The sequence below is a fragment of the Paenibacillus sp. 7523-1 genome (genome assembly GCF_002276415.1).
GTDB classification, from domain to species: Bacteria; Bacillota; Bacilli; order Paenibacillales; family Paenibacillaceae; genus Paenibacillus; species Paenibacillus illinoisensis_A.
Genome location: NZ_NPBR01000002.1, coordinates 89660 through 106813 on the forward strand (window position 1 = coordinate 89660; position 17154 = coordinate 106813).

Annotated in this window: 18 protein-coding genes and 1 riboswitch; of the genes, 15 read left to right on the top strand and 3 right to left on the bottom strand. The window is 45.1% G+C overall.

Annotation, left to right across the window (positions count from 1 at the left end; translation table 11 throughout):
- Nucleotides 1-3 precede the first annotated feature (3 nt).
- From CHH60_RS00520 to CHH60_RS00580, 13 genes are all read left to right on the top strand, one after another.
- Nucleotides 4-1830 (top strand): ATPase, T2SS/T4P/T4SS family, encoded by a 1827-nt coding sequence (locus tag CHH60_RS00520; RefSeq protein ID WP_095357382.1) that lies wholly within the window; start codon nt 4-6, stop codon nt 1828-1830.
- 142 nt (nt 1831-1972) lie between these two features.
- On the top strand, nt 1973-3883 hold the full coding sequence (locus CHH60_RS00525; protein ID WP_255247754.1) for a hypothetical protein: 1911 nt from the start codon (nt 1973-1975) through the stop codon (nt 3881-3883).
- Nucleotides 3884-3947: 64 nt separating this feature from the next.
- Nucleotides 3948-4433: an ABC transporter permease gene (locus tag CHH60_RS00530; protein WP_095286462.1), complete on the top strand. Its 486-nt coding sequence runs from the start codon at nt 3948-3950 to the stop codon at nt 4431-4433.
- 16 nt (nt 4434-4449) lie between these two features.
- Nucleotides 4450-4848 (top strand): hypothetical protein, encoded by a 399-nt coding sequence (locus CHH60_RS00535; protein WP_095357384.1) that lies wholly within the window; start codon nt 4450-4452, stop codon nt 4846-4848.
- Nucleotides 4845-5396, top strand: a complete 552-nt coding sequence (locus CHH60_RS00540) for a hypothetical protein (RefSeq protein ID WP_095357385.1) — start codon at nt 4845-4847, stop codon at nt 5394-5396. The genes CHH60_RS00535 and CHH60_RS00540 overlap by 4 nt, the downstream gene beginning before the upstream one ends.
- 142 nt (nt 5397-5538) lie before the next feature.
- Nucleotides 5539-6378, top strand: coding sequence for a hypothetical protein (locus CHH60_RS00545; RefSeq protein WP_369680167.1), 840 nt, complete (start codon nt 5539-5541; stop codon nt 6376-6378).
- A 137-nt stretch (nt 6379-6515) separates the two neighbouring features.
- A complete protein-coding gene (gene abc-f, locus CHH60_RS00550; RefSeq protein ID WP_095357387.1) occupies nt 6516-8066 on the top strand; it encodes a ribosomal protection-like ABC-F family protein in 1551 nt (516 codons plus the stop codon).
- A 104-nt stretch (nt 8067-8170) separates the two neighbouring features.
- Nucleotides 8171-8280: riboswitch (TPP riboswitch) on the top strand.
- Nucleotides 8281-8522: 242 nt separating this feature from the next.
- Nucleotides 8523-9149 (top strand): thiamine phosphate synthase, encoded by a 627-nt coding sequence (locus tag CHH60_RS00555; RefSeq protein WP_176475920.1) that lies wholly within the window; start codon nt 8523-8525, stop codon nt 9147-9149.
- A gap of 29 nt (nt 9150-9178) precedes the next feature.
- Nucleotides 9179-10411: a glycine oxidase ThiO gene (gene thiO, locus CHH60_RS00560; RefSeq protein WP_095357389.1), complete on the top strand. Its 1233-nt coding sequence runs from the start codon at nt 9179-9181 to the stop codon at nt 10409-10411.
- A complete protein-coding gene (thiS, locus tag CHH60_RS00565) occupies nt 10408-10611 on the top strand; it encodes a sulfur carrier protein ThiS (protein WP_095357390.1) in 204 nt (67 codons plus the stop codon). Before thiO ends, thiS begins: the two co-directional genes overlap by 4 nt.
- Nucleotides 10612-10614: 3 nt before the next feature.
- Nucleotides 10615-11382, top strand: coding sequence for a thiazole synthase (locus tag CHH60_RS00570; protein WP_095357391.1), 768 nt, complete (start codon nt 10615-10617; stop codon nt 11380-11382).
- Nucleotides 11379-12428: a ThiF family adenylyltransferase gene (locus CHH60_RS00575; RefSeq protein WP_095357392.1), complete on the top strand. Its 1050-nt coding sequence runs from the start codon at nt 11379-11381 to the stop codon at nt 12426-12428. The genes CHH60_RS00570 and CHH60_RS00575 overlap by 4 nt, the downstream gene beginning before the upstream one ends.
- Before the next feature lie 160 nt (nt 12429-12588).
- Complete coding sequence (locus CHH60_RS00580) at nt 12589-13290, top strand: response regulator transcription factor (RefSeq protein ID WP_095357393.1); 702 nt, start codon at nt 12589-12591, stop codon at nt 13288-13290.
- 140 nt (nt 13291-13430) lie between these two features.
- Here the strand turns inward: CHH60_RS00580 and CHH60_RS00585 are convergent, their stop codons facing one another.
- A complete protein-coding gene (locus tag CHH60_RS00585; RefSeq protein WP_095357394.1) occupies nt 13431-13931 on the bottom strand; it encodes a C40 family peptidase in 501 nt (166 codons plus the stop codon).
- A 286-nt stretch (nt 13932-14217) separates the two neighbouring features.
- Nucleotides 14218-14859, bottom strand: a complete 642-nt coding sequence (locus CHH60_RS00590) for a thiamine diphosphokinase (protein ID WP_095357395.1) — start codon at nt 14857-14859, stop codon at nt 14218-14220.
- A 168-nt stretch (nt 14860-15027) separates the two neighbouring features.
- On the opposite strand from CHH60_RS00590, the gene CHH60_RS00595 reads away from it, so the two are divergent.
- A complete protein-coding gene (locus CHH60_RS00595; RefSeq protein ID WP_095357583.1) occupies nt 15028-15696 on the top strand; it encodes a trimeric intracellular cation channel family protein in 669 nt (222 codons plus the stop codon).
- A gap of 2 nt (nt 15697-15698) precedes the next feature.
- On the top strand, nt 15699-16169 hold the full coding sequence (locus CHH60_RS00600) for a low molecular weight protein-tyrosine-phosphatase (RefSeq protein WP_095357396.1): 471 nt from the start codon (nt 15699-15701) through the stop codon (nt 16167-16169).
- 145 nt (nt 16170-16314) lie between these two features.
- Here CHH60_RS00600 and CHH60_RS00605 read toward each other — a convergent pair whose 3' ends face one another.
- Complete coding sequence (locus CHH60_RS00605; RefSeq protein ID WP_095357397.1) at nt 16315-17049, bottom strand: alpha/beta hydrolase; 735 nt, start codon at nt 17047-17049, stop codon at nt 16315-16317.
- Nucleotides 17050-17154 lie beyond the last annotated feature (105 nt).

A 17154-nucleotide genomic window follows, 5' to 3' on the forward strand; every position in this document is an offset into this window, starting at 1 on the left:
CCAATGCTCTGGAATATGATAGGGATCAGTTTTATTGTAATAGCTCTTTTGACATACATCTGGATCAAAACGAAATCATTCCATCGGCAAAAAAATGCAGGAACTCCTGAACGTGAGGCATTTACGATTGAAATGCTAACTGAACAGGTGAAGAACTCGCTGCATGAATTAAGTCATAGTCAGCTTGCTGATATCGGTCTTCATGAAGAAGAATATCGCAGGAGAATCAATCAGCGTGCCGAGATGAGAAAAGCGCTGAAAGGCTGCGTCTCTGGCAGCATAAGTGACAAAACCTATGTAAAGAACCTGATCGCTGACTTACTTACTCGAAACATAGGTCTGAATAAAACCAATGTGGATGAAGTCATCCTTTTTGCGGAACCCGATCTGTTATCCGTTCAAGACCAGTTTGAAATTGTCTTTTACCTGTACCGACAGCAGTTCGGCGTCGATGCCTTGTCACGCTTGATTGACACTTACGATCTGGGCAGACTCCGATTGGAGGATGGTGCTGAGGATGGCGGCGGATATTATGTTTCCGAGGAAGATATCCGGTATGTATTTGAATGCGAATACCGTGAACTCGGATTTAGAGAAAAAACGGATATTATCGTCCAGCGGATATACCAACATTACAAAGGCTTCTCGGTTGTAGATGAAATCAGAGACCAGCGAATTGACGGGGTTAGCGGTGGGGTTAGCGGTATGCTGGATGCCATGCAGGATATCGGAGTTAAGCACCCGGCTTCCTGGAATGATTTGTTGGAAGACGGCTTGGAGGATACACCCGTTGACGTTCCGCTAAGTGGTATGGAAAGTGTTTGGATTTTTTACAAAGGGAAGTCGATCCATCTTTCATTTTTATCGTTTGGCAGTACACGCGAGCTGAAGAGGGTTTGTCAGAATATTTATAAATATAATTATCCTGGTCAGTTATCTGAAGCGAATGGATATAAGGTTAACGAAATGAAGGACGGTTCTCGCGTAGTTGTGGTAAGGCCCCCTTTTGCAGAATCATGGGCGTTTTTTGTCCGGAAATTCGATATTCCCAATGCGTCGCTTGAGCAATTAATAACCGGGAGCAATGCCGAACTGCCAATCACATTGCTGCAGTACCTCATGAAAGGAAGTCGTATTACGGCTGTGACTGGTGCTCAGGGATCTGGTAAAACGACGCTGCTAATGGCGATGGTCAAGCATATCTATGCCTCATACACCCTGCGTGTACAAGAAATGGCATTCGAGCTGCAGCTGCGTCGAATCTACAGTCGTCGTAATATTTTGAGCTTCCGGGAGACGGAACATATTTCAGGTCAACAAGGACTGGATTTACAGAAAAAAACAGATGGAACAGTCAACATACTGGGAGAGGTTGCGAGTGATGAGGTTGCTGCCTGGATGATTCAAATGTCGCAGGTGGCGAGTTTGTTCACTCTGTTTACCCATCATGCCAAGACATTCCGGGATCTGGTATTCTCGCTCCGCAACTCTTTGCTCAAAACAGGCATGTTTCAACATGAGCACATTGCTGAGGAACAGGTCGTCAGTGTCATCAATTTTGATGTGCACATGAAAAAGGATCCCGAAGGACGCAGATACATAGAGCGAATTACAGAGTGCTTGCCTCGTGCTGATCAGGTGGACAGTGTGGAAGAACGGGCAGGGTTTGCTTTTCGGAATGTCATTGAATACAAGGACGGCGAATATGTGGTAACCGCTCCCCTGTCACCTAGCTGCATCATGGATATGCGGGACCAAATGACATTGCACGATGCATCGCAGTTTGAACAGTTTATTGACCGGCACTGGGGTGATATGCATGACAACTAAATCGTGGCTTATCCTTTTGCTGGGTATATGTATCTCCGGGCTCGTGATTACCCTCCTGACTCTCCAATTCTTTCAAAAGAGGGGGAAGGGCTTAAGCGGTAGAGTTCCTGGAACAACTCCTGTTGCTAATCGAACGGTCTGGGTGAGGTCATTTCTGCTGCAGTCCTATCGCTGGGGTACGAGGGCGCCGATTTTGGCATCTTACATCAATTTAATTCAGAAGCGAATCTCATTCAGACATGTTGGAGATGAAGCCTCTTTACGACGTATGACCATGACTGTTGTTCTGATTGTTGCGGGAGGATACGGAAGTATTAGTATCGTGCTGTTCTTAATGCAACCAGGGATTGCTTTCGTCATTTTGTCTGTACTTTGCGCTGTCGTGATCCATAGTCTTGTTGTGGACTTGTGGCTGAATCGCACAGAGAAACGGCTGCTGGTCCAAATGTTGGATCTGTTTGCGGACGTGCGACATCGATATCACCAGCACGGAATGATCGAAGAAGCACTCTATGAAGCTGGAGAAGCTGGAGTGGGTGAAGCAGCTGATCAGGTGCTGCTAATCTATGAGGCACTGACTTCACCAGATCCCAATGAAGCGTTGGAGAGGTATTATGAGATAGCCCCCAATCGCTTTCTGAAGGCTTTTGCTGGCATCTCCTATATGGTGATGGAGTTTGGGGACAAGGACAGGGCTCAAGGTTCAATATACCTGAAAGGTTTGGGAAACCTGACTCAGGAAATTCACCTCGAAATTTTGCGACGTGACAAGTTGGATTACCTTTTAAAAGGATTGAATATGATTGCGCTGGCTCCGGTATTATTTACGGCTCCCATTGAACGCTGGGCGAGAGGCAGTTTCCCGACCATGGATGAGTTTTACCGCAGCAAGCTTGGATTTATAACCAAAATATCAATCTATATCATCATTATTTTGGCCTACTTGCTGTTGCAGAGACTTCAGCATTACGATGAAACGCGATTCCGATCAGGGCACAAACCTTCCTTCATGGACCGTTTTTTGTATAACCAAAAATACATTCGTAAATTGGCCATGTTGTTTGCTGCCAAACCAGGGAGTACAAATTATACCCAGACCGTAAGGTTAATGAGGGAGAGCAGCGCTGAATTAAAATACGAGTGGCTGGCGATCCGCAGACTGATGTTGTTTGTGTGCTCTTTTACACTGGCTATCGGTTGCATATTACTGCTTCATCATATTGAACGAAATCATGTTCTATACGATCCGGTGAGAGATGACCGCATGTTTGGAGTGATGGCCGATGCGGAACTGAAGCAGGCTGCCGAAAAAACAGCTTTGGACCGAGAGATAATGGAGCGGTTAGACATGAAACGTGGAACTAGTTATGATGACGTGTTTAACATGTTACAACAGGTTTCCTCCATCCCACTAGACTCTGATACACAAACTGAAACGAGTCTGCGTATTATTCAAAAGCTCGAAATATACAACAAGCAGTATTTGCACTGGTGGGAGCTGTTGATTGCCATCTTTATTGGCGCGGCCGGATATTACATGCCCATATGGCTCATGATGTTCCAGCGTAAAATGCGAAGTATGGACATGAAGCATGAAATTTACCAATATCAGACGGTGATCTCCATTTTGCGTGAGATGGACCGGATGTCCGTTGAAGAGATTTTGGAATGGCTCAATCGTTTTGCCGTCATTTTCAAACGACCCCTTCAAAAATGTCTGCTGCACTTTGAACATGGACCAGAAAATGCACTTGAGCAGCTGAAAGAGGAGGCAGGGTTGCCTGAATTTCAGCGTCTGGTGGACAAACTGCAGCTTGCACTCGGTAAAATTTCGATCCGGGAAGCGTTTGATGATCTGGACAGTATGATGGCATTTTATTTCGATCAGCGGAAGCAGGAGTATACCAGAATGATAGATGTGAAAGCCTCATGGGGCAGAATGATTGGCTTTACCCCGATGTATGCCCTTATTTTTCTCTATCTGGTGATCCCGCTTGTTGGTATGAGCTTCCTGCAAATGAACATTTATTATGAACAAATTCAGAAACTGTAGCGGTTCAGGTTGAACCTGTTCAGTCTGATATACATTTATTTATCAAAACTTAGGAGGATTTAACATGAACAATGCTTCAAGTGCTTTAAAGGTAGCCGCAGGGATCTTTTTGACGATTGCCCTTATTACAATTGTGGTACTGCTGTTTATTTCTGCTCAAGAGGCCACCAAAACAGCGCAAAACAATTTTGCGGATATTCAGACAGAATTGTCTCAGGCAGCATTTACGGTGTATGACGGGACCACGATCAGTGGCTCCCAAGTTACAAACGCACTACGTAAGTATGCGGACAAGGATCAATTTGGCATCCAGGTCATTACAGGAAAAAACAAGGGTGGTCAGTGGTATGGCAATGAGTTGAACATTTCTCAGGATATCAATAATGCGGACTACGGTTCAGTTGTTGCTCCGGATAACAAAGTAGGCAGTATTAATCAGACGATGAGCGAAAAGGACAATCAATATGTCAACCCAAGTGGAAAGTTCAAGGCCGTTATCGTTAAAGACAAATCAAATGTGGTGAGAGGACTAATCTTCCAGCAATCCTGACAGGAGTTGGTTTCCATTGTCCCAGAATACACAGCAACTCATGTTGTTTTGTACCGCCATTGTCCTGTTTGTAACAGCCTGTCTGTATGGACAACAAAGCGTTAGCTTATTGTCCAGTGCTTTGAGTTCCAGCGTGCATACGAATGAAGACATGGAAGGAAGAATAAATACAACATTAAAAATAAGCAAACCCCTTCGTTACAGCGGAGCTGAGGTGTTACATACGGTTAGACAAATGACGGGTACAGCAGTCGAAGTGCAGGTTGACGGGAAAACGTATACGATAGACCCGCTTATCAACCGAAGTGCGTCCATACCTGTTGACGTGATTGCTTCCTATAAACCGGAGTTTGTAAGAGATGATAGCGGGGGATTGCTTCGAATTGCATTTTGGAGGGAGGCCAGTATCAATTGATAAATGCTGTATCCAAGCTGCTAGCAGTTATGCTGGCAGTACTTCTGCTATATGTATATCCGACTGCGGAAACAGCAGATCGCCAAGACGATATAGCGCGAATGGTCACATATCAGACGGTTACCCGTTTTGTGGATTCGGTCAGAACGAAAGGTTATATCTCTCCTGGGATGTATGCCGAATTTGAAGAACAGCTGGCGCGAACAGGCAATGTTTACGAGATTACCATGGAGCATCTGCACAAAAAATATGTTCCTCACTACACAGATCCGATGGATCAAGGTACATTTACAGGAACGTATGAGACGGTACAGGATGCATATTACTCAGCGCAAATCTTGGAAAAATTGTTCCCTGTCTCGGGCACGTATGCAGCCGATGATCCGCTTCGTAGATACACACTGACCATGGGTGACTTTTTCACGATTGCACTTAAAAATACCAACCGGACATCAGCCATGCTGATTCGCGAGTGGCTGAATGGTACGGCTCCTGCAGCAGCAGTGTTTACCACTTATGGAGGCATGGTTCTCAATGAAGATTACTGATTTGTCTATTGTGTTTGTTCTAATATTTCTACCCTTTTTTTGGATGGTTTCTCGGAATACTCATGATGCAGATGAAGCTCAGCTTCTTAATCAAAGGTATAGATCGGCCCTCCAAACAGCTGTATTGGACGCAGGAAACGTAATGCACCAGAATGAGAAGCAAAACAGTGAGGCAGGGTATGATTCCACCAAATTCGTAAAGGCCGATAAAGAACTGGCGCTTCAGACATTCACTCAGACGATGGCCTTGAATATGGGCATATATGATGATCCAAAGGCGATACAAGAACTGTTTAATTACATACCAGCCATAGTTGTACTGGATTACGATGGTTATTATATCTTAGCTAAGGAAGCGGAGATGACGGGTGAGACTGATGATTCGTTCCACCAGGTATGGAGTCCAAAAATGCCCTATACATATTCAGATTCAGACGGCAGCAGCATTAATTTTACACTCGACGGTTATGTATATGCTTATGATGCCGTTCAGGGTAAATGGATTGAAGGTTTTCAAAGGGAACTCGCTTCAACTAGTGGAATTCCATTGCTGCAAAATTCAAATTCGTTTGAGCAGGTCAGACAAACTCGTATCATCATGAGCGTGCAGGAGAATCTTGCCGAAGTCATTAATCGGCATAATGAGTTTGCAAGAAGAAACGGGATATCCTATACGTTTACCCTGCCTCTTATTTCTCAGGAGGATTGGTACAATACGATTAATGATACGGGGATCATGGCATTTATTCAGGGCTTGCCTGTAGGAAGCCTGAAGGTAAACACCTATGCCATCGGCGGAGGAAGGTTGGTTAAAAGAACTGCAGTCATTGGAGGGATAGAACCTTCAACCGGCATAAAGTATTATTATCCAGCAACATGTAAAAATAACTTCCGAGCTGAAGAAGTTTTTACAGATGCGAAGCAGGCCGCGGCTGCGGGGTATTTTGAGGGGAATTGTTACATTAACAAGGTTGTTCACTAAGTAAGACTGCTGAGCCTACTACATTGCTTTCAGAAAAGGCAGGTCCTGTGCTAAAATAGGGTTTCAGTTCAGAACTTGACCGGTATCAACAATACCGAAAAAAAGTAATGTTAAATAGATAGGAGCAACCTCATCTCATGAGTTTATTGTCAGTAGAGAACGTTAGTCACAATTTTGGTGACCGCACGTTATTTAAAAATGTATCTTTTCGTTTACTTGCAGGAGAGCGTGTAGGCCTGGTCGGAGCAAATGGTGTAGGAAAGTCCACTTTAATGAATATTTTGACCGGAAAATTGCTGAAAGATAGCGGGAAAGTAGAGTGGACACCAAAAGTCCGGTACGGATATTTGGATCAGCATACCAAGCTGACTCCTGGCAAAACAATCCGTGACGTTTTAAAAGATGCCTTCCTTCCCCTGCTTGAACTGGAAAAAGAAATGTTGGCCATTACAGACCAGATGGCTGATGCAGACCCAGACCAGCTTGAAAAACTGCTGGAAGAAATGGGTGAAATCCAGGAGCAGCTTGAGCAGGGTGATTTTTATTTGATTGATGTAAAAGTGGAAGAAATGGCGAATGGCCTTGGATTATCCGCTATTGGGCTTGATCGTGACGTCGCTGCTCTAAGCGGGGGACAACGGACCAAAGTATTGCTCGCCAAGTTGCTGCTCGAGAAACCGACGGCTCTTTTGCTGGACGAGCCAACAAACTACCTGGACGTTGAGCACATCGAATGGTTAACGCGATATTTAAAAGATTACCCGTATGCATTTATCCTGATTTCGCATGATACGGAGTTCATGAATGAAGTCGTTAACGTCATTTACCATCTGGAATTTGCTAAATTGACGCGATATGCTGCCAACTACAATAAGTTTCTTGAAATGGCCGATATGCAAAAAGCACAACATATCGATGCCTATGAGAAACAGCAGGAATATATTAAGAAACAGGAAGATTTTATTCAGCGTAACAAGGCAAGAGCCTCCACTTCCGGACGTGCTAAAAGCCGTGAGAAGCAGCTGGGCAAGATTGAACGAATCGATCGCCCGGATGAAGCAGCAAAACCGACATTTAAATTCAAAGATGCCCGTGCCAGCAGCAAAACAGTATTCGAGGGAATTGATTTTGAGATTGGTTATTCCTACCCTTTGCTGCCTAAAATGACAATGACAATCGAACGTGGTGAGAAAATAGCCATTGTCGGATGTAACGGTGTAGGTAAGTCGACACTTCTTAAAACCATATTGGGAAAGATACCTCCAATTAGCGGTAAAACGTTCCTGGGGGATTATCTGGAGACAGCTTATTTTGAACAGGAGGTCCGTGCGGGCAATATTACGCCGATTGAAGATGTGTGGAACGAATTCTCTCACCTGACGCAGAACGAAGTACGAGGGCATCTGGCCCGCTGTGGTTTGAAAAACGAGCACATCACTCGCCCGCTGAGTGCACTGAGTGGGGGAGAACAAGCGAAAGTTCGCTTGTGCAAGCTTCTGATGCGTGAAAGCAATTGGATCCTGTTTGATGAACCGACAAACCACCTGGATGTAACAGCAAAAGCGGAGCTAAAACGAGCTCTGCAAGAGTTTAAAGGTACAGTATTGCTCGTTTCCCATGAACCTGAATTTTATCAGGATTGGGTCACCAAGACATGGGACGTCGAAGCCTGGTCTGAGAAAAACTAGTTGTTGTGGAGCAATGAAGTACTCTACAATCAAACATCAACATGAGTTTGAGAAATCAACGGTGACAAAAAAAGGTGACTATGGTAACATAGGCTACAACTTCATATGATCACTAGGGGGGCCGCTCGTTGCGGCTGAGATGGAATAATGCGATTCCGGACCCTTTGCACCTGATCTGGATTATACCAGCGTAGGGAAGTGGCGCGTTTTAGTTAATGATATGGGCAAATTAATATTCGATTTTGCAGCGAATGTGAATGCTCACGAGTGGAACATGAAGATATCTCGTATATATCAAGGCTATGGTTTATAGCTTGTATACCTGACAACTGGCATGTAAAGCTCGTTTAACTAACTTGACATGTTATCGCGGCCACTCCCTACGGGAGTGGCTTTTTTGTGCTTACATATTGACAGCAGGGAAGGTGAAACCAAACGGATATCTCTAAGAAACTTGTGAATTCATTATCGTTTGAACTGCATGCTGTTTCGCCGGGCATAGGGGATGAACAACGTTTTGTGAAGATTGCAACGGATGTATGGCCCTGGCTTGACTATATTCACATCCGGGAGAAACATCTAACCACCGAACAAAAAATTCAATGGGCGTATAGTTTGCTGTACGCAGGAATTCCATCTGACAGGATCGTGATCAATGGTCTATGTGAGCTGAATGAATTGGAAAAGCATGTATTAATTCAGAGGGTTCATTGGGGCCAGTCCAATATGACGACTATTCAAGGCAGCAGCCTGAACAAAAGCGATCGACTTCGTCTCGGCATTTCTGTTCACTCTCTTCACGAAGCTAGAGAAGCTGAAGAACGCGGAGCAGATTACCTCTTTTATGGTCATGTATTTTCCTCCAGCAGTAAACCTGGGATCAAGCCGAGAGGGCTATCCGCCCTGTCTGAAATATGTTCAGGCGTTTCCATTCCCGTAATTGCCATTGGCGGCATTGAACCGGCAAACATAGCTGCTGTACGTGCAGTCGGAGCAAGTGGTGCGGCAGTAATATCATCTATCTGGGCTAGCGATAATCCGCAAAGCGCAGCAGCAGCCTTGAGGCAGGCTATTGAACGATAGAAATAAGAACGAATCGCGGAGGTGAATGAATGAGCGGAGAAGCAAGAGGTCGAAGACGAAGTGGCAGCCTTTACCGAAATGGAGCAGCTTTTACGGCCCAAATACGTGGAGAACTTCGTGGCAAGCTTCATGCGGAAACGATAGTGGTGGGAGGCGGCGTTATAGGTTGTGCCATCGCGTATGAGCTAGCTTCACGAGGTAAAGAAGTAATTTTAATCGAGCGTGCGCGTATTGCAAGTGAGACATCTTCTGCCGCAGCGGGCATGTTAGCTGCAGACAGCGAGACGTTTCATACTACTATGATGTCAAAACTAGCATATGAAAGTAGAAAACGACTGCATCAGCAAAAAGAACAGATTCAACGACTAAGCGGCATTGAAATTGGCTTGCAGCAGAATGGATTTATTACACCATTTCGGAATGAAGACGAGATGAAAAAGTATAGCGATACCAGAAAAAGTACAGATTTGCTTACAGAGCAAATTTGGTGGGATCATTCCAATCTTCAACGTGAAGCCCCATGGATAAGCAAGGAAGCTTTCGGGGCTCTGTATAGAGCTTCAGAAAGTGAACTTCTTCCTGTCAATTTGGCACGTGCCTATGCGGTCGCAGCTCAAACAATGGGGGCCAAATTAATCGAAGGTGTACAGAATGTAAGTCTAACTGCGGATTCGAGTGGAGTCCAGGGTATGGAAACGTCGATTGGAAGATTAACGTGTAAGCATGTTGTTGTCGCAGCTGGATTACAAGGTGGAGAGATGTTGAAACAGGTGGGTCTTAACCTGCCCACTCTTCCGGTGAAAGGTGAAATTGCAGCAATACAATATGCGAAACATGATGCAGATTACCGACCTGACAAGACGGTTTATGCAGATAATGTATACATTGTCCCCAAAGCAAACGGCGAAGTCTGGATCGGAGCAACCAGTTTACCAGGGCGCTCGGATCGTGATGTAACTGTTGAAGGTATTCAAAAGCTGCTTGCATCCGCAGCAGGCTGGGTCCCTGGAATTCAGCAAGCCCAGTTTATCCGTGCTTGGGCAGGGGTTCGACCAGCGACTCCTGACGGTTTGCCTTATCTGGGAGCTTGTAAAAGCGTACCTGGGCTATATGCAGCATTTGGACATTACAGAAACGGCATCTTACTGAGCGCAATAACCGGCAGTCTGATGGCTGATTTGATTGCTGGCCATTCTTCGGAAGAACTTGGCATTGATGAATTGAGTCCGGAGCGTTTGAGCAGAAAGGAGATTATGCAGTGAACATCATCGTAAACGGGCAGAGCATGAACATTAATGACGATTTGAATCATGTAGATCAGCTGCTGCAATCCTTTAATTTGCAGGTAAAAACTGTGGTGGTTGAGTTAAATCGTCAGATTTTGATGAGGGAGCACCATGCATCGACTGTATTAAGAGACGGAGACCGAATTGAGATCGTACATTTTGTGGGAGGCGGTTAAAACATGCTGAAGGTAGGACATCATTCATTTCATTCTAGATTGTTGTTGGGTACGGGCAAATTTGACGATTTGGATATACAGAGTCAAGCGGTAGAAGCTTCAGGAACCGAAGTGCTGACTTTTGCCGTTCGACGCTTGAACTTGGAAGAGCGGGATAAACGCCACTTCCTTGATACACTCGATTTGAAGAGATTCACTTTACTTCCTAATACCGCGGGTGCTTCCACTGCAGAAGAGGCCGTCCGAACCGCTGAACTTGCCCGTGCCTCAGGACTTTGTGATATGATAAAAGTAGAAGTGATCGGAGATGGAGTCACACTGCTGCCTGATCCAATCGAAACGTACAAGGCCTGCGAGATCTTGTTGGAAAAAGGATTCATCGTACTGCCTTATATCTCGGATGATGTGATTTTAGCCAAACGGCTTCAACGGCTCGGGGTTCATGCAGTCATGCCAGGTGCCTCACCGATCGGAGCAGGAAGAGGCATTATCAACCCATACAATTTGGAAATCATAATAGAACAAGCGGTTGTTCCTGTAATTGTGGATGCGGGATTGCGTTCCCCGAAAGATGCTGCTTATGCCATGGAGCTGGGGGCGGATGGTGTGCTGCTGAATACGGCGGTGTCCGGTTCAACGGATGCAGTTAAAATGGCAAAAGCAATGCGAATGGGAGTTGAGGCAGGAAGACTTGCTTATGAAGCAGGCATGATACCCGTTAAGCGTTATGCGGCAGCCAGCAGTCCGGCGGAAGGAATGGTTCATACATGATAGAAGAAACAAATTCAACGGAGCAAAGTGATCGATATTCGAGACAGGAACGATATGCTCCGCTTGGCAAAGAAGGTCAGCGTAGACTAAACAACAGCAGGGTTGTTATCGTGGGGGCAGGAGCACTGGGAACTGGCATTGCAGAGACGCTCGCCAGGTCAGGTATTGGACACATTACCATTGCGGACCGGGACTATGTGGAATGGAGCAACCTGCAGCGACAGCAGCTCTATGTTGAACAGGATGCAGTTCAGCGAATGCCAAAAGCGATGGCAGCACAAAAACGCCTGCTCGATATCAACTCTTCGATTGGCATTGAAGGCAAGGTGATGGATGTCCGTGCAGACGAGCTGGAGGATCTCATTCAAAATGCAGATCTTATCATGGATGCCACGGATAATTTTGATACAAGGCTGCTGATTAATGACATGTCCCAGAAGTACCGCATTCCCTGGATTTATGGGGGGTGTGTGGGGAGTTATGGTATCACGTATACGTTCCTGCCCGGGGATACTCCTTGTTTGAACTGTTTACTTGGAGAGGTACCGCTTGGCGGAGATACTTGCGATACATCGGGGATTATACCCCAGGCTGTGCAGATGGTAACGGCGAACCAGACAGCAGAAGCGATGAAGCTTCTTAGCGGTAATGAAAGTGCGCTGCGGCGTAAGCTGTTGTCTTTTGATGTATGGCGGAATGAGTACATATCCATAAATGTGGATGGGGCCAAAAAAGCAGATTGTCCTTCCTGTGGAAATACCGCTTCCTATCCTTACCTTTCCGCTGCCAATCTGGAGAAAACCGATGTGTTATGCGGTAGGGATACGGTACAGATTCGTCCTTCTCGCTCCATGAAGCTGAATCTTCAAGATACGGCTGAGCGTCTGAGGAGGCTTGATGAAGGACCAGTTGAAGTTAATCCGTTCCTGATCTCTTTTACGACAGGGGCGCATCGATTGGTGATTTTTCAGGATGGACGTGTTTTGGTTCATGGTACAAAAGATACTGCAGAAGCTCGTACACTCGTACATCGATACTTTGGCTAAATGATTAATTTCTCGAGTCTGTTCCCTAAAGGGGAATGGACTTTTTCGTTTTACGGCATGCTAAGCAAACAACAGGTTGCTGTCCTTCAGGTGAAAAATGAGGATCGAATGCGTCATCCTACACCTTGACAGCGGTTTGAGACAGGCCGGGTGAATCGAGATGAAAACGTCCATTTTACTGATTGGTGCAGAGGATCGAACGAACGTTTACATGGAAGTGTTGTGTGCCGAAGGTTACTCCGTTTCTGATATTACTTGGGAAGAGCTGTATCAGGAACAGGACTCTGGGCTTGGAACCTGCACTATGATCATCGGGGTGGTGGATGAAAATCAGGACGAGCGTGACACTTCCATAGTGGAGGAACTGCAATGGCTAATGGAGCAAAAGGAAGGCATTGTTCCTGTTATCGTCATAGCATCTCACGCAACCCCTGAACAGATAGTGGCTTGGCTTGATCAAGGCGCGAATGATGTCATTGTTGAACCGTTTCAGTGGAAAATCGTGATGGCGAGAATTCGAAATTTGCTCCGCGTCTTCTCGAATGCAGCCCGAACGGATGAGGAGGTTATCGTCGTGCATGATCTTAAAGTGAATCTGCGTTCACGCAGGGTAAGCCGTGCAGGGGAATATCTCATGTTGACACCAAAAGAGTATGAACTGCTGGAATTTTTGGCCAGGCACGTGAATGAGGCGTGTACGCGGAGTGCAATTCTAAGGGAAGTGTGGGGGTATGATTTTGCGATGGATACCAATGTAGTGGATGTATATATTAAACATTTGCGTGTTAAGGTAGATAAAGGGAGAGATATTAAACTGATTCATACCGTACGCGGCATCGGCTACATGCTTCATACCAGTTAATGAATGACTCCCAGCATAAATATGACGTTAAATTACCAAAATACGCCTGTTTGTAATCCTTAGAAATTTGGGTAAATATAAAAGGACCGGATCCAAGATCCGGTCCCAACTGCCTGTCTATAGTATATATTAGAGTATAACTACAGTACGCGGCGAGCTTTAATATATGTTCTTTTCCAAGTACCGGAATTCAGATCCGAGATGGTTACACCAGGAGAGCCGTAAGTGTGCAGAATTTTGCCATTGCCAGCGTATACTCCTACGTGAGTAATGTTTGAACCTGTGGAACGACTACCGCTCGAGAAGAATACCAGATCTCCTACACGCAGGTTAGCCTTCGATACAGCCTTACCTTCTTTGGATTGTTTTACAGACGTACGTGGCAAATCTACACCATACTTCTTAAAGATATATTTCATAAAAGAAGAGCAGTCAAAATTTTTCGTAGTGGACGTTGACGCGCCAAATTTATATGGTGTTCCCGTAAATTTTTTGCCGTAGTTTACGATTTGTTGTCCAGTAGATACGGATGCAGTTGCTGCTTGTGCAACAGGTGCATTTGTCATTAATACAGCTCCAAAACCTAATGTAGCGCACAACCCGACGGTTACGGCCTTTTGGACTAAGATGTTTGTTTTCATGTTGTTTGTTACCTCCAAAATTCGTTTTCGTTAAGTTGCTAAAGCGAGTATAACAGGTTTGTAACAGCCTAGAAATTGGATAAACTGCTATAATCCCTTGTACAGCCTAGGTTTGGGTTTCTTTATTAAAAAATAATTAAAAATGTCAAAAAATTAATCGTTGACTTATATGTTTGGACAGAAAACTAGAAAAGACCCTTGATAATCAAGGGTCTTTTCTAGTTTTGATCTTATATTCCGTACATTTTTCAGGTTACAAAAACGTAATAACTATCGAGGATATAGGTTAATCTTTGCTCTGTATGATAAGTAATAATCCACTGTCTATGGATACAGTTCCTGATGATCCAAGCAGTTTATTGCTTATCCCCAAAGATTGTCCCATGCGTATGGTAGCTTGATCAAGAGGATACAAGAAGCCATCTAATGTAATACCCGTAACTTCTGGAGTGAGGGGCAGTAAGGAAATGTATTCATATCCCCGGTCCTCCACCTCTAATTTTGATGTTGTCAGCATCATATAGTTGTGTTCGTCCTGAATGGTACAGAAGATATGATGCTGCATAGCACGAACCATAATATGTACATTGGCCAAGGTGTGGTCCAGTCTAGTCCCCGTAGCTCCAAGCATCAGGATATGGGTGGGTTCGTGTTCTAGTGCCGTCTCAAAGGCCATTTCAGTGTCTGTCCAATCTTTTGCGATAGGATCAACCGTGATCATGCGCTCACTGTTTTCACGCACCATTTGCCATTGCTGCTCTGTAATGGAGTCGAAATCTCCAACTGCTATATGAGGCTTTACGCCATGTTCAATTAAATACAGAGCTCCGCGATCGGCTGCGATAACCATATCATCCTGTCTAATTTCTTTGAGAAATTGAGGAGAGAGAGCCCCGCCTGTAAAAATCACAATGCGTTTCGTAGTCATTCCATTCATCCTTTCTATTAATGTAGAACGTATAACATCATTTCACAGTATTCACGAATGCTCTCAGTATAAAACACAAAATGTGGTTGCACAATTTTGGTCCTCGCGGATACAATGGGTAGAGCGACATGGAGATGACTTGAAAAGTGAGGTTTGAACAGGTTGGACTTGCACATTTTTGAAGTGTTCAGCATTATAGGCACCGTTGCTTTTGCAATGTCTGGTGCTTTCGTGGCAATGGAAGAGGAATATGACATCTTGGGCGTGCTCGTATTGGGGCTGGTGACCGCCTTCGGTGGCGGGGTTGTTCGTAATGTACTGATTGGGGTGCCTGTCACTACGCTCTGGAGTCAGGGTGGACTAATTATGCTAGCACTGGTATCAGTTGCTGTAGCGTTCTTGCTTCCTCTGAAGTGGATCGGTCACTGGAAGAGAACAGAAGCGCTATTTGATGCGATCGGACTGGCGGCGTTTGCCATCCAAGGTGGACTGTATGCTGCTAATATGGGACATCCCATCAGCGCGGTAATCGTTGCTGCAGTATTGACGGGGATCGGCGGTGGAATTATTCGTGATTTGCTTGCAGGCCGCAAGCCACTAGTACTCCGCGACGAAATCTATGCGGTATGGGCTATGACAGCCGGATTTGTTATAGGTATGGGATGGTTTACCTCGAATATGGGACTGTTGATATGTTTTGCAGCAGTGGTATTTTTCCGGATGTGTTCTGTACATTATAAATGGAAGCTTCCTCGCCGTTCCTTGGTGAGCGCAGAAGCAGCTCCATCACAGCCTTCACAGTCAGCGCTTAAGCGTACGTTAAGCAAGGGGGAGTAATCATGGTTCGTGTTTTGTTTGTTTGTCTTGGTAACATATGTCGATCACCTATGGCCGAGGCGGTATTGCGTCACAAGATAGAGGAGAGAGGGCTTCAACACCAGATTCAGGTGGACTCTGCTGGCACAGGAGATTGGCATATTGGCAAGCCTCCGCATGAAGGAACGCGCAAGCTGCTTGATTCGTACCAAATTTCCTATGCCGACATGGCTGCTAGGCAATTCGGAAGTGCGGACTTTAACCAATTTGATTATATTGTCTGCATGGATGATTCCAATATTGCGAATGTGCGTAAGATAACTGGCGGAGCAGAGGCGGATATTATGAAATTCATGGACCTTCTGCCGAATGAATCCCTTCGGGAAGTGCCGGATCCGTACTTTACAGGTAACTTCGAAGAAGTGTACAAGCTGGTAGAAGCGGGTTGCAATGTACTTTTGGAGCAAATTCAAAAAGATCATTCTCTTGCCTAATCCGAATAGGTACAGGATTTGTTTCAATAAAATGAGGTTATAGACAAGCAGGAGATTCCTGCTTTTTTTATGAAGATTTTTGTAAGCGTTTTCAAATAGAAATAAAAAATAGCGGCCAATACAGCCGCTTATAATATGAAGCACACTATTTCTCTTGCAAGAAATATAACAGGGCTTCAGGCAGTTCCTTTTGCCAAAATCCCCATTGATGATGACCATCCTTTTCCCGATAAGAGACGTGAGCACCGCGTTTTTCCAGCAAATCACGTGTGTCCCTGTTTAGCTGAACAAAATCATAAGTGCCGGTATCCGCCTCAAAGGCAGTTTCCTGTAAACCGACGATCATCCAGATGGATAGCCAGGACAAGTCTTCTTCAGCTGCATAGATTTCCTGGGAGGCAGAATAGAAGGCTCCTGACATGCTGATTACCCGTGTGAACAGATCTGGATAGAGCAGGGCCAGATGCAATGAAACACTGCCACCAAGTGAATCGCCAGCGAGCAAGCGTTCCTGTGGAGAGCGTCTTACCGGATATTTCTCTTCAATAAAGGGAATAATCTCTTCAGCAAAGCATGAGGTATATGCTTTGAATCGATTACCGAATGGAGCATATTCCTGGGTTCGAACAGAAACATCAACCTGAACACCTACAATAATGAAAGGTTCAGCACCCTCATCCAGAATAATACGGTTGGCAGTCGTAGCGATACGACCAAAGTTGAAGAACTCTTCGCCGTCCTGACAATAAACGACAGGGTAGCTGAGTAATTCGTTATAGCCGGGTGGAAGATAAATTCGAAGTGTGCGCTTCTCTCCAAGATAGCGGCTATCGATTTCTTCCTTTACAATCGTACGTTTCAAATAGCGGGAATCCGTCATAAAACGTCACCTTTCTCGGTTTATTTTTTGCATTCGTCCGCGCAATACGGTAAGATTAACCTGGTGCGGGGATAGGTCAAACACGCAATCATGTATTATGCTGTT